Origin of the sequence: Marinobacter maritimus, from assembly GCF_007671675.1 — a bacterium.
GTDB lineage: Bacteria > Pseudomonadota > Gammaproteobacteria > Pseudomonadales > Oleiphilaceae > Marinobacter > Marinobacter maritimus.
The window spans coordinates 1,397,823-1,422,744 of record NZ_VCGW01000001.1 but is presented as its reverse complement, the minus strand read 5'-3'; the positions used below and the strand labels follow the sequence as shown (position 1 = coordinate 1,422,744).

The window sequence follows — 24,922 nt, the reverse complement described above, 5'->3', positions numbered from 1 at the left end:
CTCGCCTGTATCGCTGACTGGAGTTTCTGCACAATGACGCAAACGCCCGCAATCGAACTGGACAGCGAAAGTGTGTCCGGTATCCGGCAATTGGTGGGGGGGTGGTTGTGGATTCCCCGCCTGTTTACATTGATCTTGACGTTACTGACAATCGACTACCTTTTTAACCTTCAACTGATCAACTTGGTCACTCAGGTCGAAAGCCAGTTCTTTTATACAGTCGTGGCACTCATGTTGCCGTTGGTTTTTCTTTTATGGCCGATGAATCGCTTCGCGGCCCGAAACAAAGTGCCTTGGTACGATGTTTTGCTCTTTGTGGCCTCAGCTGTGATCTGTAGCTTCTTTGTGTTCAATGCAGAGCAAATACTTGATCGGGGGTGGGAGTATGACGCACCCCATTATGCTGTGGTGATGAGCTTTTTGTTGTGGATTACGGTGCTGGAGGCGATACGGAGGGCAGGTGGTCTACCCATAGCGACAATTGTGGGGGTGGCAAGCCTGTACCCCATGTTTGCCGATATGGTGCCGGGGCCTATACAGGGTTTTCCGTCATCACCCGCGCAGACGGCGATATACATGGCTATGAGTCGTGAGGGAGTTATGGGTATTCCTCTTCAGGCTTTTGCTAATCTGGTCATCGGGTTCTTGCTGTTTGGTGTTGCGCTGCAAAAGACCGGTGGTGGCAAGTTTTTTATTAACCTGGCGTTCGCTTTGTTAGGGCACGTTCGGGGAGGGCCAGCTAAGGTTGCGGTTTTTTCCAGTGGTTTAATGGGCTCGATGAGTGGCAGTGTAATAACAAACGTTATGACTACCGGGGTCATGTCCATTCCAGCTATGCGCCGGGTCGGTTTCAGCAAATCTTACGCTGCTGGTGTAGAGGCCTGTGCATCGACCGGAGGCGTATTGATGCCACCGGTAATGGGAGCAACGGCCTTCATAATGGCTGCATTTCTGAACATTCCTTACGGAACTATTGCGTTGGCGGCGGTCGTTCCCTCAGTGCTTTATTTTCTCGGCCTGTTTATCCAAATTGATGCTTACGCTGCCCGTCATGACTTGAAAGGACTGCCGGCAGATGAGCTGCCTTCACTAAAAGAGACACTCAAGGAAGGTTGGTACTTTATTTTCGTATTCGGGTTGCTGATCTGGATGCTGTTTTTCTTGCGGCAAGAAGCAACAGCGCCTTTCTACGCCACGGCACTGCTGCTGATAATCAATCAGGTGCTGCCATATGAGCGGTGGGGCTGGCAGGACCTGAAGGATTTCTTTTCTGAGTCAGGGAAGCTGTTTGCTGAACTTATTGCCATTCTGGCTGGTGTCGGGTTATTGGTTGGTGCTCTGTCGGTTACGGGATTGTCGGGTACCATCGCCAACGATTTAATCTATCTGGCCGGTGGGGACATATTGGTGCTGCTGTTGATGGGGGCTCTGACCAGTTTCATTCTGGGAATTGGCATGACAGTGACAGCTGCTTATATCTTTTTGGCGGTGGCGCTGGCGCCCGCGCTCATTAACGGTGGGGGCATGGACCCGCTGGCGGTGCATCTTTTTATACTTTATTGGGGAATGCTTAGTTTCATCACTCCTCCAGTCGCCCTGGGTGCTTTTGCTGCTGCGACAGTGGCGGGAGCCAAACCAATGGAGACAGGTTTTCAGGCGATGCGGCTCGGCAGCGTTATCTATTTTATCCCTTTCCTGTTTGTGTTGAACCCTGCGCTTATTTTTCAGGGTAGCTGGGATGAAATTGTCGTGGTCATAATGCAAGCTTTGGCCGGCGTGATTCTGATTGCAGGCTCTATACAGGGCTGGTTGCTCGGTATCGGTAATCTTGTCCGCGGCGGTGTTATCCAGTGGCCGGTGAGGTTCGCCCTGATCCTCGGTGGCATGTTGTTGGCAATCCCCGGGGGTGGTCCAGTGCCTCTTACAAATCTACAGTTGTCGCTCGCAAGTGCGGCTCTGATCCTACCTGCTCTGGCCTTAGTGAAAATTATCCAATGGCGACAGCCTGCTGTTTCCATGAATGGTTGAATGATAAATGACGCAATCGTGCTTCCTGGATCGGCGCTTTAATAGCGCCGATCTTCGTAGGGAGAAGCGAATGGGGTCGCTACGGTCTAGCGGCGCTTCCACACCAATAGGCGATTGTTTGCCGGCATTTCAACATCGGTTTCCAGCACCAAATCGTTCAAGTCACCGACCTGATTCAGGTCGTCCATATCCCGAATGCCCATTGTCGGTTTCTGCCGCCTCAGCGAGGCGTCAAACTGCTGGTTGCTGGCACTGGTGAATCGCCCGTTGTAATTAAATGGCCCATACAGGCAGAAGGCTTCGCCCAGTTGGAGGTTCGCAGAAACGCCCTGAAACATCGCTTCAACCTCTTGCCACGACATGATATGCGCGGTGTTGGCGGAAAAAGCTCCGTTGATGGTTGGAAGTTGCCAGTCACTGATACTGACATTCAGGGGCAGAGGTTCGTTGATGTTTGGCAGGCGAGCCTCCCTTAGCCATGGCTTGCATAGCTGATAGTTGCTCGGTTGGTCACTTGGCTGCCAAGTAAGATGTGGCAGGTTGCGTGCAAAATGAACCGCGTGTTGTCCGGTGCCCGTTCCGATTTCCAGGACAGTTCCGGGGATGCTGAATATCGCCGCAAGTTTTTCGAGAATAACCTGCTTGTTGTTCTCGCAGGCTTGAGAAAATGGTTTTCCTTCAGTCATCGGGGGCCCTGGTTTGTCGCTGAATGTTCGGGGTTCAAGCTCTGTTTATATCAGTCCTGCACTTTTCAGGACAAATACCCCCAAGGTGATGGTGACACTCGCCATCAGTGTGGTGATGGCAATGATGTTCGCTGCAAGGCGGTCGTTGCCCCCAAGCGCCTTGGCCATCACAAAACTGGCGGCGGCGGTCGGGCTTGCGAAGAACAGGAACAGCAGGCCGAGCTCAGGCCCGGAGAAGCCCGCCGCCCAGGCTGCGCCGGTACATAGTACTGGCAAGACCACCATTTTCATCAGCGCGGAGCTGAAGGCGGTTGAGCTGTCACTGCGCAGGGCGCTGAGCGAAACGGTCGCGCCGATGCACAGCAGCGCCAGTGGCAGTGTGAGGGAGGCAAAATAATCACCGCTGGTCAGTACCCAGTCGGGCATCTGAAGATCAAGCCAGGCAACAGGAATGGCGGCGAACACAGAAAGTATCAGAGGGTTGCGCAGGATATCCTGAAGGATGCGGTGCCACTGTGCGGACTGCCCCGGTTGATAGGCTGTGAGTACGATTACCGAAAGCGCATTATAAGACAGGATGACTACCCCCAGCAGAATGCTGCCCGCCGAAAGCCCGAAGTCTCCGTATAGGTTGGCCGCCAGTGCCAGCCCCACAATGCCGCAGTTGCCCCGGAAGGCGCCCTGGACATACACGCCCCGATTTTCGTGAACAACGTTCCAGCGCGCCCATAACCAGGCGATCGCGAAGCTGGCGAGCGTCGCAAACAAGTAAAAAGTAAGCAGGCTCGGGTTCAGGGACGCACTGAGATCGGCTTTAATAATGCTGAGAAAAACCAGAGTCGGCAGTGTGGCTTTGAAAACCAGAGCGGAAGCGGTATGAACGAACGCGTCATCGATCCAGCCAATTCTTCGTAGGCCCAGCCCGATAAAGACCATGGCAAAGACCGGGAGGGTGGTTTCCAGTGTCTGTTGGAAAATGCTGATCAGGTCCATTAGGATTCGCCAAGGTTCTGAGGATTGATGCCCGTATCATAGATCTGACGGAAAGGTAATGAAATCACTTGCCGGCAGACATAAAGGGTGGGCTATAGTAGCGCGCAACTTATCATGAACGTGAGGGCCAGCATGAACGCCGTAAACCCCGCGCCGGAGCAGCTGAAAAAGGTTCTGGCAGACACGCCTAAAGATCAGCCCGTGGTAATGCTCAACCTGTTGCGGTTTCGCGACAAAGCTGACTACGCCGATGAGTCCGGTGACCGAAGCGGCCGTGAAGCCTACCAGCTTTATATGCGCGAAGCTGCTGCGTGCGTCAGTGCAGTGGGGGCCGAAGTTATATGGTCTGGTCGCAGTGTTGGCTCCCTTATTGCGCCGCCAGATGAGTCCTGGGATCAAGTATTGCTTGTGCGCTACCCGTCAATCGACGCGTTTATGGCAATGATCGAAAGCGCTGAGTACAAGGGGGTGGTTAAGCACCGCACCGCCGCTTTGAGCGACTCAAGGCTTGTTGCCAATCTTGAAGGTCAGCGCTGAGGCAGGGCCTCAGCCCGCAAGCCCTGAGTCCAGTATCCCCGTTTGACGTATCAGCATATACGCTGCTGTGCCCGCCGCGATGGAGAGCAGGGCATTGCGACGCCAAAGATGAATAACCACGACTAGCGCGCCCGCCAGAATGGTATCCAGCCCCGGCACTGTCGCTGACCAATCTCCTGAACGCTGTAAAAATACCGTTGCCAGTAAAGCCATAACGGCTGCCGGCAAATAGCGCCCCAGGTGTTTGATGAGCGGGTGCTCGGTATGACGCTCGAAAAACAGGAACGGTATGATTCTGGTCGCAAACGTCGCTATTGCCGCAACGCTGATGAAAGCAACAAGGTAGCCAGTTTCAGACATGGTTGTTGCCCTCAGCGCCGGACCGGGCTCGCAAATTCCGGTATTGCAGCAACAGCACAGCGGTAACGATTGCGATGGCGCCGATCAGTTGATGCGCCGGTGGTAGCAATATCATGGCGATACCGGCTGCGGCTGCGCCGGCCCACACCGGGAACGAATCTCCCAGAGCCTTGAGCTGTTCTATCGTCAGTACGATGAATAGCGCCACAAGCGCAAACTCGATTCCTGTGCTATCGAATGCCACGTTGCGGCCCAGAAGAGCCCCCAAAGTACAGCCAACCACCCAATAAACCTGATTGAATGCCGTGATCCGGAAATCAACGTCGAGCTCATGAAGTGTGTCTTGTGAGCGTGACCGGCTTGTGAGTAGCGAATAAGTTTCGTCTGTCAGGCCGAAAATCAGATAGAGCTTGCGCCAGCCCGCGCCACGGAACTGGCCGAGCAATGACAGGCCGTAAAAAAGATGGCGGGCGTTCAGCACGAACATGGCAATAAACACTTCCAGCAAGCCAGCGTTCGCTGCCAGCAGACTGACCGCGAGGATTTGACCGGCACCGGCATAGATTAGAATGCCCATGAGTGGAGCAGCCCACCATGCATAATCCAGCTGGGTTGCGAATAGCACCCCGAAAGCCATGCCGAGCGGCAGGTAACCGAACAGAATCGGGAGTGTGAGGCGAAAAACCGACGAGTTCATTAGCATCCAAACTTTCTTGAAACGACGGATAATAGAGAATCGTTTCGGCTTTTGAAAGGGGATAAGGGTTCTCCTTCGCCGACATAGTCCCTAAGATGGCGATCTTCACAGGAGATATTATGAGCGACGAAACCGGGCACCAGCCCCAATCTGATCCCCGCCAGGAAAAATTCATTGTAGACAGAGAGTTGCTCACGGAAGATCAATTGAACGGGTTGGCAGAAGAGTACTGCACCCGTTATCACGGGCTGAACGATACCGAGAACCCTCTGGCAGAGCGCAGCCGCGTGTTGGCGGCGATCGGCAAGGGGGATCTCGTGGTCTGGTTTGATCCGGTAGAGAACACAGCCGGGCTTGGTGTGCCGGAATGATCCGTTAAGCCCGAAGGCTATTTCGGTTTGCACCTACCCGGGGGCGTTTGTAAACGGTACAATCGCGCTGATTTCCGAACGCGGTGTGCGAGGTGACTTTTGATCAGGGTATTGGTTGTCGATGACCATGAGCTGGTTCGTTCCGGGATAACCCGGATGCTCGCGGACGATCCCGATATTGACGTTATCGGCCAGTCCTCATCTGGTGAAGACGCTATTGAGTTCGTGCGCAAAGATCGTCCGGATATCGTGTTAATGGATATTCGGATGCCGGGCATTGGTGGCCTGGAAGCCACACGGCGTATACTGAGAATCGACGACACGATCCGTGTGATCGTGGTAACCGTTTGCGCCGACGATCCTTACCCCGCTCGGGTAATGCAGAGCGGAGCCACAGCGTATATTACCAAAGGCGCTGATATCCGTGAGATGGTTCGTGCTATCCGCATGGCACACTCAGGGCAGCGCTATATAAGCCCCGAGATTGCCCAGAAAATGGCGCTTAAGCAGTTAAGCGGCGACAAGGATGAAGAAGGCGAGCTCTCGATGTTTGATCGCCTGTCCGAGCGCGAAATGCAGATAGCCATGATGGTGGTGGACTGCCAGAAAGTGCAGGATATTTCCGATAAACTCTGCCTTAGCCCGAAAACCGTGAACAGCTACCGCTATCGCATATTCGAAAAGCTGGAAATCTCCAGCGATGTTGAGTTGGCCCTGATGGCAGTGCGACTTGGGTTACTCGATGCCCACAAGGTCTGATTCCCCGAGCGATAGCAGCGGGGAGTTCGACAGTAAACACTTCCTGAAACAGCTGACTGAGCGGCCCGGCGTATACCGAATGTACGACGAGAGCGGTTCGGTGCTGTATGTCGGCAAAGCCGGAAGCTTGAAGAAGCGGGTCAGCAGCTATTTCCGCAAGACCGGCCTGGCACCGAAAACAGAAGCGTTGGTGGCTAAGATCGCGTCTATTGAAGTGACGATCACCGGCAGCGAAACGGAAGCGCTTCTGCTTGAGCAAAACTTGATCAAGTCACTGCGCCCGCCGTACAACATCCTGCTCCGGGATGACAAATCCTATCCCTATATCTACGTTTCTTCTCACAGCGATTACCCTTCGCTGACCTTCCGGCGTGGACGCACGAAAAAGGGAGGGGGAACCTGGTACGGGCCATTTCCAAGCTCGGGCGCTGTTAAAGAAAGTCTTAATGTTTTACAAAAAGTATTCCGCATAAGATCCTGTAGTGAAAGCTATTTCAGAAATCGTACGCGACCCTGTCTTCAATACCAGATCAACCGCTGTACGGCCCCTTGTGTGGGGTATATTTCGCCCGAGGATTATCAGCAGGATATCCGCCACGCCACCATGTTTCTGGAAGGCAAAAACCCGGCAATCATTCGTGATCTGATGGATGCCATGGAAGAGGCCGCCAAAAACCTCGAGTTCGAAAAAGCTGCTGCCTGCAGGGACCAGATTAATCATCTGCGTCACGTTCAGGAACAGCAGTCAGTAGATGGCGAAGGCGGTGATGCCGATGTTATTGCCATCGCACAAGATGCCGGCGTGGTGTGCATTGTGGTCATCATTGTGCGCGGTGGCAGCGTATTAGGAACCAAGGATTACTTCCCCCGCTACTCCCTGGAGCAATCGGAGGGGGAGCTTTTAAGCGCCTTTCTTGGCCAGTATTATTTTGGTGGCAACACGCGGCGTGAGATTCCAAGGGATGTGCTCGTTCCGGTTGATGTTGATGGTCAGGAGCTGCTTGCCCAGGCGTTGTCCGATGCAGCAAATCGTGAAACCCGCATACGTGGAAACGTGCGGGGAGAGCGCCGCCGCTGGCTGGAACTGGCCATGACCAACGCCCGGCAAACCTTGCTTACCCATCTTGCGAGCAAGGAAACGGTTTATCGTCGTTTGCTGGCGCTGCGCGACATGCTGGAGCTGGCGGAGACGCCTTCCCGGATGGAGTGTTTTGATATCAGTCACAGCCATGGTGAAAATACCGTCGCATCCTGTGTCGTTTTCGATGAGAATGGGCCCCTGAAAAGTGATTACCGGCTTTACAATATCGAGGGCGTTACAGCCGGGGACGATTACGGAGCCATGCGTCAGGTATTGACTCGTCGCTACCGCCGCATGGTTGCAGGTGAGGGCAAACGCCCGGATCTTGTGTTCATTGATGGTGGTAAGGGCCAGTTGAGCATTGCCAGGGAAGTGTTTGATGAACTTGGGGTTTCTGATATTCCCTTGATCGGTGTGGCCAAGGGCGTAACCCGGCGAGCAGGCATGGAGCAATTGATTGATGCCATGACGGGGAGCGTGTTCCGTGTGCCCGCGGATTCGCCTGCACTGCACCTGATTCAGCACATCAGGGATGAGTCCCATCGTTTTGCCATTACCGGGCACCGAGCAGGGCGCGACAAGAAACGCCGCCAGTCTACTCTGGAAGGTATTGAAGGCGTTGGCCCCAAACGTCGCCGGGAACTGATCCGGTATTTTGGTGGCATTCAGGAACTTCGCAAAGCCAGTGTTGATGAGATGGCCAAGGTTCAGGGCATCAGCAAATCATTGGCTGAAAACATATACGCAGCACTGCATGATGAGTAATAACAGTATGAATTTACCCAACCTGCTCACACTCTCCCGCATCATTATGATTCCGGTCTTTGTGGCGGTGTTTTATTTTCCCGTGGATTGGAGCTACATGGTCAGCGCGGCGATTTTTGCACTGGCGGCTGTAACTGACTGGCTTGATGGCTATCTTGCCCGCAAGCTGGACCAGAGTACGCCTTTCGGCGCGTTTCTCGATCCGGTGGCAGACAAACTGATGGTGGCCGTAGCGCTGGCACTGCTGATTCAGGAGTATTCGGCAATCCTGCTTACCATTCCGGCAACAGTGATTATCGGTCGGGAAATTGTGATCTCTGCATTGCGGGAATGGATGGCCGAAATCGGCAGCCGTGGAAGCGTTGCGGTGTCTTACATTGGCAAGATCAAAACCACGGCGCAGATGGCCTCCATTGTGGGTTTGCTGGCATTCCCTCCCGGCCAGTTTCTTTCAGACGTCGCCGTCGGATTGCTGTATATCGCCGCCATATTAACGCTTTGGTCGATGGGGCTTTATCTCAAGGCAGCCTGGCCGGATCTGTTTCCAGAGGAGGCCTGATCCGGGCTCGTTTCACAAGCCTTTGCCCAGCTAATAACGTCTTCCGCAAGCCTTTCTCCGGCGATGCCGAATGCCTGGACAATCGAGTCGATGCTGTTGTCTTCCGCAGGCGTGAAAATAATAAAGCGGTCAGAACAGAGTGTCATCCGTGAACGGTTATTGATCAGTTGCCCGTAGATGGCAATGGTTACTCGCGTGCTGTTGCCTTGGCTGGTCGTATGGAAAGCTGTAATCTCCGAGGCCAGTGTCAGGTCGGTATTTCCAGGCCCGGTATCCATGGATACGTTACGAAAGCTTGCGCTTGTCCTGAGTGCGTCTACAAGCATGTCCCTCAGGATAACCGGCACTGTATCCCGCCACCTTACGCCGCCGTATACCCTGAATTCCCAAGGTTCAGGCTTAGCCAGAATCCGTGTGCTGTTAAACGGCTCGGTGGCAAGGGGTGTGTCAACCCTCAAGCTCTGAGGGTTGATGGTTACACTCTTTTCCACATTCTGAGGTGCCGGGAAGTCCATCACCCTTGGTGCTTCCGGGGTCGGGAAAACCGTGCATGCGGTCATTATCCCGGTAACGACCAAGGCGGTACCCACAGTCCGGAAAGCCTTTGCGGTAGCGTTGTTCACTGGGGTACCTCCTTGATTGTGGGGCCGCCCCAGATGGTGCCCGTGGGATCTTCTTCCAGGCGACGGGTAAACTGATTCAGGTTTCTGAGTGTGTTGCGCAGCTCTCTCAGAGCCGGTGCCAGCTCGCCCATACCCTGGAGCCCGGAATCCAGAGCGCCTTCGTTATCGCGGGTTAAATGATCAATTCGCGCTGCCGTTTCCTGGAACGTTGTCATTGCTTTGTCCATGCTCGTCAGCAAGGATTTCCCTTCATTCTGTAATAGCGCATTGGCATTGTCGGATACGGCGGAAACCTTGCTTGCAGCTTCTGCTGCGCGTTTGCTCGCCTCGTCCATGCGTTCTAGCAGAGCGACCAGCTGCTCACGGCTCCCAAGCAGAGAGTCGCTTGCTTCCCGGGTGTTTTGCAAAATCACTGTCAGGTTTTCGGTGTTTTCCACGGAAAGCAGATTGTTGGCATTGGTGAGCAGCTTTTCTGCCTTGGTCAATAACACTTCGCCGTTGGTGAGGAGGCTGTTGAACGCCGAAGGCTCTGCGGTAATCATCGCTGGTTGTTCGCGGGTGCCTTCGAGTACGGGGCTGTCTTTACTACCACCGCTGAACTGAACACTCATGCTGCCGGTAATATTGGCCAGCACAAGCCCTGCACGGGTGTCGTTGCGCACCGGTACGCTTTGCTCTACACGCACAAGAACCCGTACGCTGCCGGGGTTGTCGAAATCCAGCTGAAGCTCAAGTACATCGCCTACTTCAACACCGCTGTAGAGAACGGGGTTGCCCTTGGCCAGCCCTCCAATGGCATGATCAAAAACGATTTCGTAATAGGCCCACTCGCGGTCTGCAGATGACTTGGCAAGCCACAGCGCAAACAACAGTGCTGCCACCACCGCAATCAGCGTAAAAACCCCGATGACCAGATGATGTGCTTTCGGTTCCATAGTCTCTTACTCCCGTAGCCGGCTCTGTTCCTGAGCCCGGAATGCGTAACTGGCTGCGCGCCCTCGGGGGCCCTGAAAATAATCCTGGATCCACGGATCGTCTGTGGCTGCGACGTTCTCGATCCGGTCTGCAACCAGAACCCTTTTTTGAGACAGAACGGCGACCCGATCGCAGGTTGTATAAAGTGTGTCCAGATCGTGGGTGACGAGAAACACGGTCAGCCCCAGTGCGTCTCGAAGTGTAACAATCAGCTTGTCAAAAGCGGCTGCGCCAATCGGATCAAGCCCCGCGGTTGGCTCATCCAGAAACAGTATTTCCGGGTCCATGGCTAACGCCCGTGCCAATGCGGCGCGCTTGACCATACCACCGGAGAGTTCCGACGGATACTTTCGGGCGGAATCGGCTGGCAACCCGGTTAATGCAAGCTTCATGCGGGCAAGTTCTTCTGCATCCGAGCGCGACAGGCTACAGTGTTCAATCAATGGCAATGCAATGTTCTGCAGTAGATTCAGTGATGTAAAGAGGGCGCCCCGTTGGAACAGGACGCCGAACCGCTGCTCGGTATCCGAGCGCTCTTTGGTACTCAACCCGGCAAGGTCTTTGCCGAATACGTGTATACGCCCCTCTGAGGGTTTATGTAGCCCTACAATGCTTCTGAGCAACACCGATTTACCGGTGCCTGAACCGCCAACGACCCCGAGAATCTCTCTCCTGAACAGGTCGAGATCAAGATTTTCATGGACGACATGGTTGCCAAAGCGGTTATCAAGACCCCGGACTTCAATAACTGAAGCGGTCTGGCTGCGGGATCCCTGAGCGGTTGCGTTCGTCATGATTTACCAGCCCATTTGCATAAAGAAGAGTGCAGCACCGGCATCCAGAAGAATCACCGCAAAAATGGATTGAACAACACTGGAGGTGGTGTGCACACCAACGGACTGTGCGCTGCCGCCTACCTTGAACCCTTCCAGGCAGCCGATGGCGGCAATCAAAAAGGCAAAAATGGGCGCTTTCGACATGCCTACGAGGAAATGTTTCAGCGCAATATCCCGCTCCATAATCGCCATGAACTGAGTCGGTGAAATATCCAGCGCAATCGCACAAACCATACCGCCGCCTACCAAACCCGCGAGCATTCCCACAAAGGTAAGAATAGGCAAACTGATCATCATCGCCAGAACCCTCGGGATGACCAGCAGCTCAACCGGATCCAGTCCCAGCGTGCGGATGGCATCCAGCTCCTCGTTGACCTTCATGGCGCCAATTTGTGCAGTAAAAGCACTGGCAGTTCGGCCTGCAAGCAGGATCGCAGCGAGCAGAACGCCGAACTCCCGAAGAAATGAGAAGGCGACCAGGTTGACGGTGTATATGGTGGCACCGAAGTCTTTCAGAACTGTAGCTCCAAGAAATGCCACCACGGCGCCCACCAGAAATGTGAGGAGGGCGACTATGGGGAGAGCGTTCAGCCCGGTATCCTGAATGGCGGCTACAAACGCCGTGACACGCCACCGCTTGGGTCTTGGCAGCACCGCGAACAGGGTTGCGAGAATCTGACCAACGAATCCTGATAACAGATAGATCAGGTGCCAGATGGCCTCTACCGTTTTGCCGGTTTCGGTAAGGAATTGCGAGATTGGTGCCAGGCCTTCGGGTTCGGGTGGCGGTTTATCATGGAGAGCGTCAGCCACCGCCTGGAGCAGTGCGCTTTGCTCTTGGGGCAGGGTGCCGCCCTGCTTTGTCAGCGCGCTAAGGGTTTTCGGGCCAAGCAGTGCAACCAGAAGTGAGGCGCCTGCCGTATCAACCCGTCCCAGTTCTTTGAGGTTGATGTCTTCGGTATTCCATTGTTGGCCAGAATATTCCAGCACCTTCTGTTTAAGCGTTTGATAGTCGGCCAGCGTCCAGTCGCCCCGAATTGCCAGGTGGTGGTTCTCGCCTGTCAGAGCCCCCTCTTCGCGACGGCTTTGCGATGAATTTTCATTATCCGGGGAACTGGCACTTATGGGCACGGGTGTCAGAATTCCAAAGGTTGATTGGTTTATTAGCTTACTAGCTTAGAGTCTACAAATGCTATCTGCCAATACCTGGCGGTCTTCGTCATCATGACTGGCCAGAACAATGAGTGAGCCCAAGGCTTTTTGTTCCAACAAGAGTTGCCGGAGAAGATCCCGGGTATCACTGTCGAGCCCGGTAAGTGGCTCATCCAGCAGCATCATCGGCTGTTGCCGTAAAATCGTGCGCAATAGCGCAACACGCTGGCGTTGGCCACCAGAAAGGTCACCGGGGATTCGCTTGCCAAAGCCGCCCAGGCCTACACTTTGCAGCCCGCGTTCAATGGCCAGCTGATCCTCCTGGGTGAGTTTAAGGCCTGGGTGAATACCGAGCCCTATATTGGCTTCCACACTCAGATGTTCGAACAGATTGTGCTCCTGGAACACACTGGTCATTGGCCGGTGCCATGGGGGGCGGTGGCGCAGGCTTTTGCCTTGCCAAAGAATATCGCCGGATTGCGGCTCCAGAAAACCGGCCAGCAGATTCATAAGGGTGGATTTGCCGGACCCGCTGGCGCCATGAATGGCGATGCACTGCCCCGGCGCCACAGAGAATTGAAAATTCCAGGGAGCCTTCTGGTCGGGATAGGCGAAAACCAGGTTTTTTACCTCAAGCATGTTCAGGCTCCGGAACAGTGCGGGATGATTTGGACGCCAAGCCGGCATTGAACAGGGGAGAACCCAGCCGGTTGAACAGGCTGAACAGCATCAGCAGAAGCAGTACAAGCCACAACCCGGTTGCGGCCGCGGCATCAATTCGGTAGCTGCCCAGTTGCTGGTAAAGCAGCACCGGAAGGGTGGGTTGGCCAAGGCTTCCAAACAGGGCGATAACACCGAAGTCTCCCAGCGATAAACCTGTGCCATAGGCCATTGCCAGTGCCAGTGGCCGTCGCATGCGCGGCCAGTGAAGCCAGCGCCAGCGATACCAGCCCAGTACGCCAAGCTGGTCAGCTTGCTGGCGGCTGGCTGAATCCAGATTACCCATGGGCCCTCTGAGCATCTGCAACACAAAAGGCAGAGCCATCATGGCGTTGATCAGCGTAACCAGAATAAGCCCTTCACTGGAGTTGCCAAGGTTTGGCCTGAACAGAAGGAACAGACCGGTGCCGAGAACCAGCGGGGGAACCATCAGTGGCAGATAGGCCGCAACATTTGTAAGCCGGGTAATGGCCGGCTGGGACGCTGCGGTTCCGCATGCCAGAATCAGGAGCGAAGCGCTCACGGACATAAGCCCGGCGGGTAGAGCGATTGCCAGGCTTCTCAGGGTGGCATCGAGTAAGGCGGGATTTACAGAGAACGAACCTTCCGGGAAAAATGCCGAACCTATGCCAGGCAGTCCCCGAAGCAAAATGGCAATCAGCGGCGTCACCAGAAACAGCACAAACAATCCCAGGGCTGCTGCATCTCCTGAGCGCGCCCAGAATGAGCTGCCGGCTTTGCTACGATGTGAAGCAACCTGTCTGTCCGGAAGTAGCGATGCAGTGAGCCCATCGCGGGCTGCCAGCCACCAGAGAAAGCCACAAATAGCCAGCTGAACCATGGCAAGAAGAGCGGCCTGGCCAGCATCAAATTCGAAGCGCAGTGACTGGTAGATGGCGACCTCAATGGTCGTGGCTGCCGGCCCTCCGCCGAGGGTCATCACGATGGCAAAGCTGGTAAAGCACAGGGTGAAAACCAGAGCGGCAAGGCCGGGCATGATCGGTTTGACGGCCGGCCATTCTACAGCACGCCAGTACCACCAGCGGCCAAGCCCGAGTTGCGCGGCAATCCGCAGTTGCGATGTCGGTGCGCTCTCAATCGCTTGCAGCAGAATCCGTGCAGCCAAGGGCGCGTTGAAAAACACGTGAGCCAGAACAATGCCGTTGATGCCGTAAAGGTTCCAGGATGCGCCCAGCCAGTCATTGGCAAAGCCCGTGAGCCAGCCTTGGCGGCCATAAACGCTGACGAGACCGGATACCGCCACAATTGAGGGGAGCACGAGGCTGAGTTCCATCAAACGTAGCAAAACAACGCGGCCCGGAAAGCCGGATTGCCTTGCCAGAATTCTGGCGACAGGAATGGCCACAAGCAGGCTGAGCACAACAGAAAGAAATGCCTGCCAGACCGTAAAGGCAACAACCGTACGAAGATAACGGCTGCGCCAGAGTTCATTCATATCCGGCAGTGAAGCTTCCCAGACCAGCGCGCCCAGCCCTGCCATCGCCAGCACCACCAGCGCACCGGCAATGGCCAGCCCCGGCCACAGGCGCCATCCAGGTCGGCTGAAAGGTGCGGAGGGTTGAAGGTTCATGGCATCGTTCACGCTGGTTTACCGTGTCATGGCATCCAGCCATTCATTCAGCCATTGCCGGCGGTTATCGGTCACCATTTTCGGGTCAAAATAGAGTGCCTCTGCCGGCTGAATCAGCTTATCGAACACTGCGGGTAACTCGTCGCCCAAATCCGTGGCGGGGTACATGACGTTTTTCAGAGGAATGTGGCGCTGAAAGTCTGCGCTCAACATAAAATCGAGAAAGGCCTGACCAAGCTCTTTTTGATCGGATGATTTCACCAGGGCGGCTACTTCAACCTGCAGGTAGTGGCCTTCTTCGAACTCCGCGGCCTGGTAGCGGTCGGTTTTGTCCACCGCCATGTGGTACGCAGGAGAGGTGCTGTAAGAGAGAATCATCGGTGCCTCGCCATTCATGAACAGCGAAAAATAGCCGTCGCTCCAGCTTTTGGTTGTTGTGAGAATCTTGCCCTTCAGTTGCTGCCATTTTTCCGGAGCCTGATCGCCGTATACTTGGCGCATCCACAGCAAAAGCCCAAGCCCTGGCGTGCTGGTTCTGGGATCCTGGATAATGATTTTAAGACTATCAGGTGCGGCAATCAGCGCTTCCAGACTCTTTGGAGGTTCCGGGAGTTGTTCGGTGTCGTAAACAAACGCAAAGTAGCCCCAGTCGTAAGGTACAAACACTGGGTCTTGCCAGTCCACCGGCAGATTCAGGGCTGACAAATCCGTTTTATGGCTGGCAAGCAAGCCGGTCTGCCGCGTCGTTTCCATGGTGCCAGTGTCCAGCCCAAGCACCAGGTCAGCCTCGGAGCTTTTGCCCTCAAGGCGCAGGCGCTGGAGAATGTCACCACCACTGTCGAGGACCACATAGTTGATCTGGCAGTTACAGGTCTGTTCGAAGGCGTCCTTTACAGCAGGCCCGGGGCCCCATTCTGCGGCAAATGAAGGGTGGGTATAAATCGTGAGAGTTGATACCTTCTCAGCGTTAGCAGAGACAGCGAGCAAGGTGAGCAGGAGCAATGTAAACGCTCGGATGAGCATGATGATGTAACCTCCGCAGCAGGTCAGGGTGGCCATTCAGAGGCAACCGTGCCGCGGGCCCCACCAAAGCCGGTGAGTGCTCAATCCCTTCGCCGGCATAATCCGGATCAGGTTCCGCGGGTATGGTCTCAGCCCGGCATTTGCCCGGCACCCCGTTGAGTTGAATAAAGTGTACCATGCTGGCGATTGGCAATGGTAAGAAGCAGGGAGAACGCAGGTGCCAAAGTTTTTACATACAGCAGACTGGCAAATGGGCCGAACCTACAGCCGGTTTGACACCGAAGACAGCGCCGCATTGGTGGAAGCCCGTTACGAGGCCATCGAACGATTGGCGGCGCTGGCAACCGAGCACCAGTGTGATGCCGTGCTGGTTGCAGGTGATGTGTTTGATGCCCAGACAGTTTCTGATCGCACTATCCGGCGAGTATTCAATGCCACCCGTGGCTTTGAAGGCCCCTGGGTAATGTTGCCCGGCAACCACGACGCGGCGCTCGCAGAAAGTGTCTGGACGCGGGCAAAACGGCTAGGCGCGGTGCCGGCTAACGTTCATCTGGCACTTGAATCCGGTGTTACGCAATTACCGGAGCAGGGCATCGCAGTGTTGGCAGCGCCCCTGACACAGCGCCATACATACGGCGATCTGACCCAGCCCTTCGACACGACAGAAACGCCCCCCGGGCTGTTGCGCATTGGCCTGGCCCACGGCAGCGTGCAAGGCGTGCTGCCTGACGATATTGACTCCACAAACCCCATCGCCCCGGATCGAACACAAACCGCAAAACTGGATTATCTGGCCCTGGGTGACTGGCATGGCGTGCGCGAGATTAACGAGCGTACCTGGTACAGCGGCACGCCGGAGCCAGAGCGGTTTCGCAATAACGATGCGGGGTACGTGTTGATTGTTGGTATCGAAGAACCGGGCGCTACGCCAAAGGTTACTCGATATGAAACCGCACGCTATCAATGGCACCAGTGGCGGGTGAGCTTGTCTGTGCCTTCTGATCTGGATGAGTTGCTGAATCGCATGAGCCAGTTGCCTGAGGCTTCGGTGCTGGATGTAAAGCTGGACGGCACGCTCACACTCGTTGGCGATCAAAAACTGGCGGATGCGCTGTCCATTGCGGAGGCGCGCTATCGCAGCGTTACCTGCGACCGTTCCGGGCTGCAATTGGAGCCAACGGACGAGGATATTGCCGCTCTGCATGCCGACGGCTACCTCGGAGACGTGGTTCAGGAGTTGCGGGAGAGCCAACGGGCGAGCGATGAAGGTGATGGTGCTGAGGTTGCACGGGATGCTCTGGCGATTCTGGCCAGCTTGCTCAAGCCGAAGGACCCGGAGGTGGCCAAGTGAAGCTTCAGCGCTTACGAGTTGAGCAGTTCCGCCAGTTCAGGCACGGACTGGAACTAGGCAACTTGCAGCCCGGGATCAACCTGATACACGGCCCCAATGAATCCGGTAAAAGCACGCTGGTGCGCGCCATTCGCGCAGCGTTTTTCGAACGTTACAGGTCCAAATCTGCTGAAGATCTGGCGCCGTGGGGGGACTCATCAGCCGCGCCTACCGTTGAGCTTTTGTTTGAACATAAAGGGCAGCGTTGGCAATTGGACAAGCGCTTCCTCAAGCGCCACCGCTGCGATCTTCTGGTAGACAGCACCGCCTTCAGTGGCGAAGAAGCCGAAGAGAAACTTGCGGAATTATTGGGTTATCAGTTCCCGAAAAAGGGTGCCAGCAAAGAAGAACACTGGGGCATTCCGGGCTTGCTCTGGGTTGAGCAGGGTACCGGTCAGGATATTGAAAAGGCCGTTCTGCACGCCGGCGGCCACCTGAAATCCGCTTTGAACAACCTCGTCGGTGAAGTCGCCAGTAGCGGAGGGGACGAAATAATTGAGGCAGTGGAACAGCAACGCAAGGAATTGCTGACATCGACCGGGAAACCAAGGGGCGAGTATCTTGATCTTGCGAATACCCGGGAAACGCTGCAGCAGCATAAGTCTGATCTACAGACACGGGTCGAACAATATAAAGATCAGGTAGACCGACTGGCCACTCTGGCGACGGAGCATGAACAGGCGAATCGGGAGCGGCCATGGGAGGAAGCCCGGCGCGAAATGCAGCGCGCAGAAATAAAATACCGGGACGTTGAGGCGCTGCAGGAACAGCAAGCCCGCGGGATGGACTCGCTGAAACAGCTGAGGCAAAACCTGACCTTGCTGCAGCAGAGCCAGACTCACTGGAAAAATCAGGGCGAACAGCTCGAGCTGCGCCTGAAAAACTATGAGAAAGCCAAAAAACAACTTGAGCATGAAGAACTCTCCAGCCCAGGGTTGGTGAAGGCGGTTGAGACTGCACGCAGCCAATATCAGCTCGCCACCGCAGCTCTGCAGCAGGCCCATCTCAGGGATAAACGGGAGCGCCTGCAGAAGGACTGCACGAGGCTGCAAGCGGAGTTAGCCAAGCTCAAACAAAGTCAGGAAAAAGCCAAGGTTATTCAGGCATCGCTGGACAGTGCCCGAAAACAAAAAAAGCAAAATCTTATTGATATCGGTGAGTTAAACCGACTTAAGCAGAATCAACGTGAACTGGATGATGCCAATATTCGAATCCAGACCGTAGCCACTCGTGTCACCTGGAACCTGAGCCCGGGCAAAGCTCTGGTTCTGGGTGGGCAGAATATTGAGGGGCAGGGCGACAAGCTCCTGCTGGAGCCAGGTGTTCTGGAAATTCCGGGCCTGGGTAGCCTTGGCATTCAGCCCGGAGGTGATGACCTGGCAAGTCTCCGCCGTCAACTTGAACGGCTGGAGCAATCCCTGTCTCCGCAATTAGTCGCTATGGCGGTTGAGTCCGTTGAGGCCGCTGAGTTGAAGCTGGGGCGGCTGCAAGATGCTGAGGCAAAGATACAGCGGTTCGATGATGTTCTGAAATCCCTGGCCCCGAACGGCGTTGAGCAGTTGAACTCGATGGGTGCGGAGGTGGAATCCGAGCATCTCGCCCGCAGCGCCGAACTCGAAGCCATGCCGGCGGTCGCAGCTAATATTGAGGGAAGCGATAAGCCCCTGAGCCTGGTGGAGTCTGAACTGAAGCAGGCAGAGGCGCGATTAACGGAAGCGGAGTCCAGACAGCGGGAGCAGGAAACCCTGTTGCAGAAAGCTCGGCATACTTGCGAGGCGGCCCACCGTGAGTGGCAGCGGATGCAGGATGAGCTGAACAGCGCTGAGCGCCAGCAGCAGATGGAAGAACTGGCCCGGGATATTGCCAATGCGGAAAAGCAGAGTGCAGCGCTTGAGTCTTCTCTGAAAGAGCGCGAAGCGCAAATTCGCGAGGCTCGCCCTGAGCTTCTGAAGCAGGATATTGAGCGTTACCGGGCCACCGCCGAACATCAGGAAAAGGCTCAGCAAAATCGCGCTCTGGAACTGAGTGAAATCCGGGCAAGGCTTGAGGCCTGGGGTGCCGAGGGGCTTGAAGAGCAACACAACGAACTGGTTGCCAGGCTGGAGCACGTTAGCCGCCGGTATCTTGAGTTGGACCGCAGGGCCAAGGCGCTGGATCTGCTGCTCAACCTGCTTAAAGAAAAACGCCAAGCCCTGACACGCCGACTGCAGGCCCCGCTACAGAAACACCTGGACCACTACCTGACGGTACTGTTTCCCGAGGCTAGCCTGGAAGTTGATGAAAACCTCATGCCCGGAAAGTTCAGCCGAGGCAGTGAACTGGGCCAGATGGCAGAACTGAGCTTTGGAGCGCGAGAGCAAATGGGGTTGATCAGCCGCCTGGCATACGCCGACCTGTTGCAGGAAGCGGGGCGCCCAACGCTGATCATTCTGGATGACACTCTGGTGCACAGCGATGCTGAGCGCCTGGATGGCATGAAGCGCATCCTGTTCGACGCTGCAACCCGGCATCAGATACTGCTGTTTACCTGCCACCCAGAAAAATGGCGCGATCTGGGCGTTGAACCCCGGGATCTCGAAACAATGAAATTAAAGGGAGGTGTTGGTTAAAATTTACTCGCAAACCGCCGGTAAAACAGAAACTTAAAAAAAGGTATTGACGGAGGAACCGTAATCCGTAGAATACGCATCCGTTGTCGGGGCATTGCTTCGGTAGCTTAAGCGGGAATAGCTCAGTTGGTAGAGCGCAACCTTGCCAAGGTTGAGGTCGCGAGTTCGAATCTCGTTTCCCGCTCCAATTTCTTCCAAGTCTCTCAATGCCAACCTGAGAGCACAAAGATTCGATTCCTTCGATCTTTTTAGGCGCGGTGGCAGAGTGGTCATGCAGCGGACTGCAACTCCGCGTACGCCGGTTCGATTCCGACCCGCGCCTCCATTTTTATCTTTATATCCCAGCAACTTACACCTTTTTATTGTTCGTTCCTTTTTCAATTGGAACAACACTGCACTGTTTTTCGTGAACCTCTGTGCGTTTTTTAGCGCCGTGTTGGCATGAAAACGGTCCTTTCTTGTATCCGCACTGCCATTTTCGACACTACCTCAGCGACTTGACACACACCATATTTGGACCCAAGTTGGATAGTAAGTTGAAGTATTGCGAATAAATTCTCCGCATCTAAGTGACGCACAAACGCTCTTCTGAGACAGGGCAGGCACGATGGAGCTCTACACTTACTACCGTTCAACTTCTTCCTATCGTTTACGCATTGCGTTGGAGTTGAAAGGGCTGGATTACCGTTCCATACCGGTCAATCTCGTTGGTGACGGTGGCGAGCAGCTCAAGCCTGCATACCGGACCCTCAATCCACAAGGCCGGGTACCGGCTCTGCGAGTAGAAAACAATCAGGTACTGATTCAGTCGTCGGCGATCATCGAGTATCTGGAGGAGTGTTATCCGCAGGTGCCGCTGTTACCAAAGGACCCCCTGAAGCGTGCCAGGCAGCGTGGTGTGGCGGCGCTGATTGGATGTGATATCCACCCATTGCACAACGTGTCGGTACTGAATCGGTTGCGTCAGATGGAACTCTCGGAGGCGGAGGTAGATAACTGGATCAGGCACTGGATTGGTCTCGGCTTCGATGCTGTCGAGGCGCTCATTGGTGATCATGACTTTTGTTTTGGTACGCCTGGGCTGGCGGATGTCTACCTGTTGCCGCAAGCCTATGCCGCGCGGCGCTTCGCAATTGATCTTAATCACTACCCGAGAATAGCGAGGGTTGAGCGCCTGGCTCTTGAGCATTTGGCATTCCGGCGCGCGCACCCCGATGCTCAAGCGGACAAGCCCGCTTGAGAAAATGAAGGAGCCAAACAATGACTGATCTGTTTGATAACCCTATGGGCCTGATGGGTTTCGAATTCATCGAGTTCGCGTCACCGACTCCAAATATTCTGGAGCCCATCTTTGCAATGATGGGGTTCACCAAAATTGCCTATCATCGTTCCAAGAACGCCTCGCTTTATCGTCAGGGTGAGATCAACCTGATCCTCAACAGCGAGCCCAAGAGCGCGGCGTCTTACTTTGCTGCGGAGCACGGGCCCTCCGCATGCGGCATGGCCTTTCGGGTCAAGAACGCCCAAGCCGCTTATGCCCGCGCCCTGGAGCTGGGAGCCCAGCCGATGGACATACCCACCGGGCCGATGGAATTGCGACTGCCAGCGATTAAAGGTATCGGCGGGGCGCCGCTGTACCTGATTGATCGCTTCGGTGAGGGCACTTCTATCTACGATATCGATTTCACGTTCATTGAGGGCGTTGATCGCAATCCGAAGGGCACCGGCCTGAAGGTAATTGATCACCTGACCCACAACGTGTACCGGGGACGCATGGCCTATTGGGCGAGTTTCTACGAGAAACTGTTCAATTTCCGGGAGTTCCGGTACTTCGATATTAAAGGCGAATACACCGGCCTCACCTCCAAGGCCATGGCCGCGCCGGACGGCAAGATTCGCATTCCGCTGAATGAGGAATCCCCGCAGGGTGCCGGGCAAATCGAAGAGTTTCTCATGCAGTTCAACGGTGAAGGCATTCAGCATGTGGCTTTTCTCACTGATGATCTGCTGAGTACATGGGATGCGTTAAAAGCCCTGGGCATGAGATTTATGACTCCACCTCCCGCCACCTACTACGAAATGCTTGATCAGCGACTGCCCGAACACGATGAGCCTGTTAATGAACTTCAGGCTCGCGGCATATTGCTGGACGGCAGTTCGACAGACGGCGATTGTCGTTTGTTGCTGCAGATTTTCTCGGAAGCCTTGATGGGGCCGGTGTTTTTCGAGTTCATCCAGCGCAAAGGTGACGAAGGTTTCGGGGAGGGGAACTTCAAGGCACTGTTCGAATCGATCGAGCGTGATCAAGTTCGCCGTGGTGTGCTGAAAACGACCTGAATTTGAAGTGCTTTCAGCGCAATCGTTGCGCGCAAAGAGGTGAACATGCGATCACAGTCTTCGTCCGATGCCCTTGTTTACCAATCTGGATTCGGCAATGAGTTCAGCACGGAAGCCTTGCCTGACGCATTGCCGCTCGGGCAAAACTCACCGCAAAAAGCCGCTTACGGGCTGTATACGGAATTGCTATCGGGTACGGCGTTTACGGTCCCTCGTGCCGAATCCCGGCGCACGTGGATGTACCGCATCAAGCCCTCCGCTACCCACCCGGAATACCATCGATTAACCCAACAGATCAGGGGCCGGGAACTGGGCCCCATCAACCCCAACCGCCTGCGCTGGAACCCCTTTGAGGTCCCGTCCGAACCCACTGACTTCCTGGCTGGTTTGACCACCATCGCGGCGACATCTCGAGCCGAGCTGGCCGACGGTGTCAGCGTGCACCTGTATCAGGCCAACGTGTCCATGACACGGGCGTTCTTCAACGCCGACGGCGAATGGCTGATCGTGCCACAAAAGGGCCGTTTGAAAATCATCACCGAGCTCGGTGTGCTGGCCATCGAACCGCTGGAAATCGCCGTGGTGCCCCGTGGTCTCAAGTTCCGCATCGAGTTACTTGATGCCACGGCCAGCGGCTATATCTGTGAGAACCACGGCTGCGCCCTGCGGTTGCCCGATCTAGGACCGATTGGCAGCAACGGGCTGGCCAACCCGCGGGATTTTCTGGCGCCGGTCGCTCACTACGAAAACCGTGATCAACCCGAGGTTCTGGTGCAGAAATTTCTCGGCGAACTGTGGGTCACGGAGCTCGATCACTCACCCTTTGATGTCGTTGCCTGGCACGGCAATAATGTACCGTACAAGTACGATCTACGCCGCTTCAACACCCTCGGCACAGTCAGTTTCGACCACCCGGACCCTTCCATCTTCACGGTGCTGACCTCGCCCGGTGTGGCTCAGGGGCAGGCCAATGTCGATTTTGTGATCTTTCCACCGCGTTGGATGGTGGCGGAGAATACCTTCCGGCCACCCTGGTTTCACCGCAACCGGATGAACGAGTTGATGGGTCTGATCGAGGGCACGTACGACGCCAAAGCAGAGGGCTTTGTGCCCGGTGGCGTTTCTCTGCACAACTGCATGAGCGCCCACGGCCCGGACAACTCCACCACCGAACGAGCCATCGCCGCCGACCTGGACCCGCTCAAGACCGATCAGAGCATGGCGTTTATGTTTGAAACCGGCAGCGTCTTGCGCGCCAGTCGCCATGCGCTCGAATGCCCGCAACGACAACAAGACTACGACGCCTGTTGGGCAGGCATGAGTAAAACGTTCGACCAAGGGAGTCTCTGAACAATGACAACGCAGCCGCACAAGAGTTGGATCGCTTCTGCCAACGGCCATCCCGACTTTCCCATCCAGAATCTGCCGCTGGGCATTTTCAGTCGTCCCGGTCAAAAGCCACGGGGCGGCGTGGCCATCGGTGACCAGATTCTCGATTTGCAAGTCGCCCTGGAGGCGGGTTTGTTCGTAGGTGACGCCGCCGTCGCGGCGGAAGCTGCTGGCCGGGAGCAGTTAAACCATTTCTTTGGGCTCGGTGCTTCCAGCCGGAAAGCCTTGCGAACAGCACTGTTGCAGTTGCTGGATGAGTACAGCGAGCAGCAAGCGACCATGCGGGCGCTCGGCGAGGCGTTACTGGTGCCGATGAGCCACTGTGAATTACATCTGCCGGCACACGTAGGCGACTACACCGACTTTTACGTCGGCATTCATCACGCCCGGAACATCGGAAAACTGTTCCGTCCGGACAACCCCTTGCTGCCTAATTACAAGCACGTGCCTATTGGTTACCACGGTCGCTCCTCGACGATCTGCATCTCCGGAACATCCGTGCGCCGGCCCAACGGCCAGACCCTGCCAGCGGGCCAGGAGACCCCCAGCTTCGGCCCCAGTAAACGACTGGATTACGAGCTGGAACTGGGTATATGGCTTGGGCCGGGCAATAATATGGGTGAGCCCATCGCTATTGGTGAGGCCAGCAACCATGTGGCGGGTTTCTGTTTGCTGAACGACTGGTCGGCCCGTGACGTCCAGGCCTGGGAATACCAGCCCCTCGGCCCTTTCCTGGCAAAGAACTTTGCCAGCAGCGTTTCCCCATGGGTAGTCACGCCAGAAGCGCTGGAGCCATTCCGCAAAGCCCAGCCTGTGCGCCCAGACGGTGATCCACAGCCACTGCCTTACCTGCTTGACGATGATGACCAGGCGGCTGGCGCCTTCGACATCGAACTTGAGGTGTTGCTGCTCAGTGAAGTCATGCGCGAACAGGGCTCGCCACCCCAACGGCTCGCGTTGAGCAATACGCTGAATATGTACTGGACGGTGGCCCAGATGATTGCGCATCACAGTGTCGGCGGCTGCAAGCTGCAACCCGGCGACCTGTTCGGTTCCGGAACCCTGTCGGGTCAGAATCCCGATGCGGTCGGCAGCCTGCTGGAAAGTACGGCCGGGGGCAAGCAGCCGCTTACCTTGGTCAGCGGCGAGCAGCGCACTTTTCTGGAGGATGGCGATGAAGTCATTCTGCGGGCGCGCTGTCGGCGTGACGGCTATCCGACCATTGGGTTTGGAGAATGCCGAGGTAGGGTGCAGCCCGCGTACTAGTCAGTGTCAGAACATCATCGCTTACATCCCGGAATTAATGAGCCCGACGTTATTTACAGCTTGCAACTTTGCGTTATCATAGCGCGCCAGATGCGTACTGCATCTGGGCCCGCCACGTCTACGACTTCTCTATGTGCCCACCGCATCATCCATTTCCTTATAACTGCAACGTGAG

At 55.6% G+C, this 24,922-nt stretch carries 23 protein-coding genes, 2 tRNA genes and 1 riboswitch; of the genes, 14 read left to right on the top strand and 11 right to left on the bottom strand.

The window, feature by feature from the left end; translation table 11 throughout:
* Window positions 1-33: 33 nt before the first annotated feature.
* Window positions 34-2,028: a TRAP transporter permease gene (locus FFI90_RS06500; protein ID WP_144777048.1), complete on the top strand. Its 1,995-nt coding sequence runs from the start codon at window positions 34-36 to the stop codon at window positions 2,026-2,028.
* 86 nt (window positions 2,029-2,114) lie between these two features.
* Here the strand turns inward: FFI90_RS06500 and FFI90_RS06495 are convergent, their stop codons facing one another.
* Both FFI90_RS06495 and FFI90_RS06490 read right to left on the bottom strand, forming a co-directional pair.
* Window positions 2,115-2,714, bottom strand: a complete 600-nt coding sequence (locus FFI90_RS06495) for a DUF938 domain-containing protein (RefSeq protein WP_144777047.1) — start codon at window positions 2,712-2,714, stop codon at window positions 2,115-2,117.
* Window positions 2,715-2,759: 45 nt separating this feature from the next.
* Window positions 2,760-3,707, bottom strand: a complete 948-nt coding sequence (locus FFI90_RS06490; protein WP_144777046.1) for an AEC family transporter — start codon at window positions 3,705-3,707, stop codon at window positions 2,760-2,762.
* 132 nt (window positions 3,708-3,839) lie between these two features.
* On the opposite strand from FFI90_RS06490, the gene FFI90_RS06485 reads away from it, so the two are divergent.
* On the top strand, window positions 3,840-4,244 hold the full coding sequence (locus FFI90_RS06485; protein WP_144777045.1) for a DUF1330 domain-containing protein: 405 nt from the start codon (window positions 3,840-3,842) through the stop codon (window positions 4,242-4,244).
* Window positions 4,245-4,253: 9 nt separating this feature from the next.
* Here FFI90_RS06485 and FFI90_RS06480 read toward each other — a convergent pair whose 3' ends face one another.
* Together FFI90_RS06480 and FFI90_RS06475 are read right to left on the bottom strand one after the other, a co-directional pair.
* Window positions 4,254-4,604, bottom strand: coding sequence for a branched-chain amino acid transporter permease (locus FFI90_RS06480; protein ID WP_144777044.1), 351 nt, complete (start codon window positions 4,602-4,604; stop codon window positions 4,254-4,256).
* On the bottom strand, window positions 4,597-5,301 hold the full coding sequence (locus tag FFI90_RS06475) for an AzlC family ABC transporter permease (RefSeq protein ID WP_144777257.1): 705 nt from the start codon (window positions 5,299-5,301) through the stop codon (window positions 4,597-4,599). Before FFI90_RS06475 ends, FFI90_RS06480 begins: the two co-directional genes overlap by 8 nt.
* 119 nt (window positions 5,302-5,420) lie before the next feature.
* Between FFI90_RS06475 and FFI90_RS06470 the strand changes: the two genes are divergently transcribed.
* The 4 genes from FFI90_RS06470 to pgsA all read left to right on the top strand — a co-directional run bounded on the left by FFI90_RS06470 (window position 5,421) and on the right by pgsA (window position 8,836).
* Window positions 5,421-5,672, top strand: coding sequence for a YheU family protein (locus tag FFI90_RS06470; protein WP_144777043.1), 252 nt, complete (start codon window positions 5,421-5,423; stop codon window positions 5,670-5,672).
* Window positions 5,673-5,771: 99 nt separating this feature from the next.
* Window positions 5,772-6,431, top strand: coding sequence for a UvrY/SirA/GacA family response regulator transcription factor (gene uvrY, locus FFI90_RS06465; protein ID WP_144777042.1), 660 nt, complete (start codon window positions 5,772-5,774; stop codon window positions 6,429-6,431).
* Window positions 6,415-8,277: an excinuclease ABC subunit UvrC gene (gene uvrC, locus FFI90_RS06460; protein ID WP_144777041.1), complete on the top strand. Its 1,863-nt coding sequence runs from the start codon at window positions 6,415-6,417 to the stop codon at window positions 8,275-8,277. Before uvrY ends, uvrC begins: the two co-directional genes overlap by 17 nt.
* A 7-nt stretch (window positions 8,278-8,284) precedes the next feature.
* Entirely contained in the window at window positions 8,285-8,836 is a 552-nt protein-coding gene (gene pgsA / locus FFI90_RS06455) for a CDP-diacylglycerol--glycerol-3-phosphate 3-phosphatidyltransferase (RefSeq protein WP_144777040.1), read from the top strand.
* On the opposite strand, the gene FFI90_RS06450 is transcribed toward pgsA, so the two are convergent.
* The 7 genes from FFI90_RS06450 to thiB are packed head-to-tail and all read right to left on the bottom strand — an operon-like array spanning window position 8,791 to window position 15,792.
* A complete protein-coding gene (locus FFI90_RS06450; RefSeq protein WP_246123374.1) occupies window positions 8,791-9,459 on the bottom strand; it encodes an ABC-type transport auxiliary lipoprotein family protein in 669 nt (222 codons plus the stop codon). The genes pgsA and FFI90_RS06450 overlap by 46 nt on opposite strands.
* On the bottom strand, window positions 9,456-10,394 hold the full coding sequence (locus tag FFI90_RS06445; RefSeq protein ID WP_144777039.1) for an MlaD family protein: 939 nt from the start codon (window positions 10,392-10,394) through the stop codon (window positions 9,456-9,458). Before FFI90_RS06445 ends, FFI90_RS06450 begins: the two co-directional genes overlap by 4 nt.
* A 6-nt stretch (window positions 10,395-10,400) precedes the next feature.
* Window positions 10,401-11,228 (bottom strand): ABC transporter ATP-binding protein, encoded by an 828-nt coding sequence (locus tag FFI90_RS06440; protein WP_144777038.1) that lies wholly within the window; start codon window positions 11,226-11,228, stop codon window positions 10,401-10,403.
* Between the two features lie 3 nt (window positions 11,229-11,231).
* On the bottom strand, window positions 11,232-12,410 hold the full coding sequence (locus FFI90_RS06435) for an ABC transporter permease (RefSeq protein WP_425463088.1): 1,179 nt from the start codon (window positions 12,408-12,410) through the stop codon (window positions 11,232-11,234).
* A 36-nt stretch (window positions 12,411-12,446) separates the two neighbouring features.
* Complete coding sequence (locus tag FFI90_RS06430) at window positions 12,447-13,061, bottom strand: ATP-binding cassette domain-containing protein (protein WP_144777037.1); 615 nt, start codon at window positions 13,059-13,061, stop codon at window positions 12,447-12,449.
* Complete coding sequence (thiP, locus tag FFI90_RS06425; protein ID WP_246123372.1) at window positions 13,054-14,745, bottom strand: thiamine/thiamine pyrophosphate ABC transporter permease; 1,692 nt, start codon at window positions 14,743-14,745, stop codon at window positions 13,054-13,056. The genes FFI90_RS06430 and thiP overlap by 8 nt, the downstream gene beginning before the upstream one ends.
* Before the next feature lie 6 nt (window positions 14,746-14,751).
* The gene (thiB, locus tag FFI90_RS06420; RefSeq protein WP_246123371.1) at window positions 14,752-15,792 is read right to left on the bottom strand and encodes a thiamine ABC transporter substrate binding subunit; all 1,041 of its coding nucleotides are present in this window, start codon (window positions 15,790-15,792) and stop codon (window positions 14,752-14,754) included.
* 31 nt (window positions 15,793-15,823) lie between these two features.
* Window positions 15,824-15,921: riboswitch (TPP riboswitch) on the bottom strand.
* Between the two features lie 52 nt (window positions 15,922-15,973).
* Between thiB and FFI90_RS06415 the strand changes: the two genes are divergently transcribed.
* The 8 genes from FFI90_RS06415 to fahA all read left to right on the top strand — a co-directional run bounded on the left by FFI90_RS06415 (window position 15,974) and on the right by fahA (window position 24,747).
* A complete protein-coding gene (locus FFI90_RS06415; RefSeq protein ID WP_144777036.1) occupies window positions 15,974-17,107 on the top strand; it encodes a metallophosphoesterase family protein in 1,134 nt (377 codons plus the stop codon).
* The gene (locus FFI90_RS06410; protein WP_144777035.1) at window positions 17,104-19,755 is read left to right on the top strand and encodes an AAA family ATPase; all 2,652 of its coding nucleotides are present in this window, start codon (window positions 17,104-17,106) and stop codon (window positions 19,753-19,755) included. Before FFI90_RS06415 ends, FFI90_RS06410 begins: the two co-directional genes overlap by 4 nt.
* 111 nt (window positions 19,756-19,866) lie before the next feature.
* Window positions 19,867-19,942, top strand: a tRNA-Gly gene (locus FFI90_RS06405).
* A gap of 64 nt (window positions 19,943-20,006) precedes the next feature.
* Window positions 20,007-20,080 (top strand) — tRNA-Cys (locus tag FFI90_RS06400).
* A gap of 282 nt (window positions 20,081-20,362) precedes the next feature.
* Window positions 20,363-20,995, top strand: coding sequence for a maleylacetoacetate isomerase (maiA, locus tag FFI90_RS06395; RefSeq protein WP_144777034.1), 633 nt, complete (start codon window positions 20,363-20,365; stop codon window positions 20,993-20,995).
* Between the two features lie 20 nt (window positions 20,996-21,015).
* Window positions 21,016-22,092 carry a 4-hydroxyphenylpyruvate dioxygenase gene (gene hppD / locus FFI90_RS06390; protein ID WP_144777033.1) on the top strand — a complete coding sequence of 359 codons (1,077 nt, stop codon included), beginning with the start codon at window positions 21,016-21,018 and terminating at the stop codon, window positions 22,090-22,092.
* 45 nt (window positions 22,093-22,137) lie between these two features.
* Window positions 22,138-23,442 carry a homogentisate 1,2-dioxygenase gene (gene hmgA, locus FFI90_RS06385; RefSeq protein WP_144777032.1) on the top strand — a complete coding sequence of 435 codons (1,305 nt, stop codon included), beginning with the start codon at window positions 22,138-22,140 and terminating at the stop codon, window positions 23,440-23,442.
* Window positions 23,443-23,445: 3 nt separating this feature from the next.
* Complete coding sequence (gene fahA, locus FFI90_RS06380) at window positions 23,446-24,747, top strand: fumarylacetoacetase (RefSeq protein WP_144777031.1); 1,302 nt, start codon at window positions 23,446-23,448, stop codon at window positions 24,745-24,747.
* Window positions 24,748-24,922: the final 175 nt, after the last annotated feature.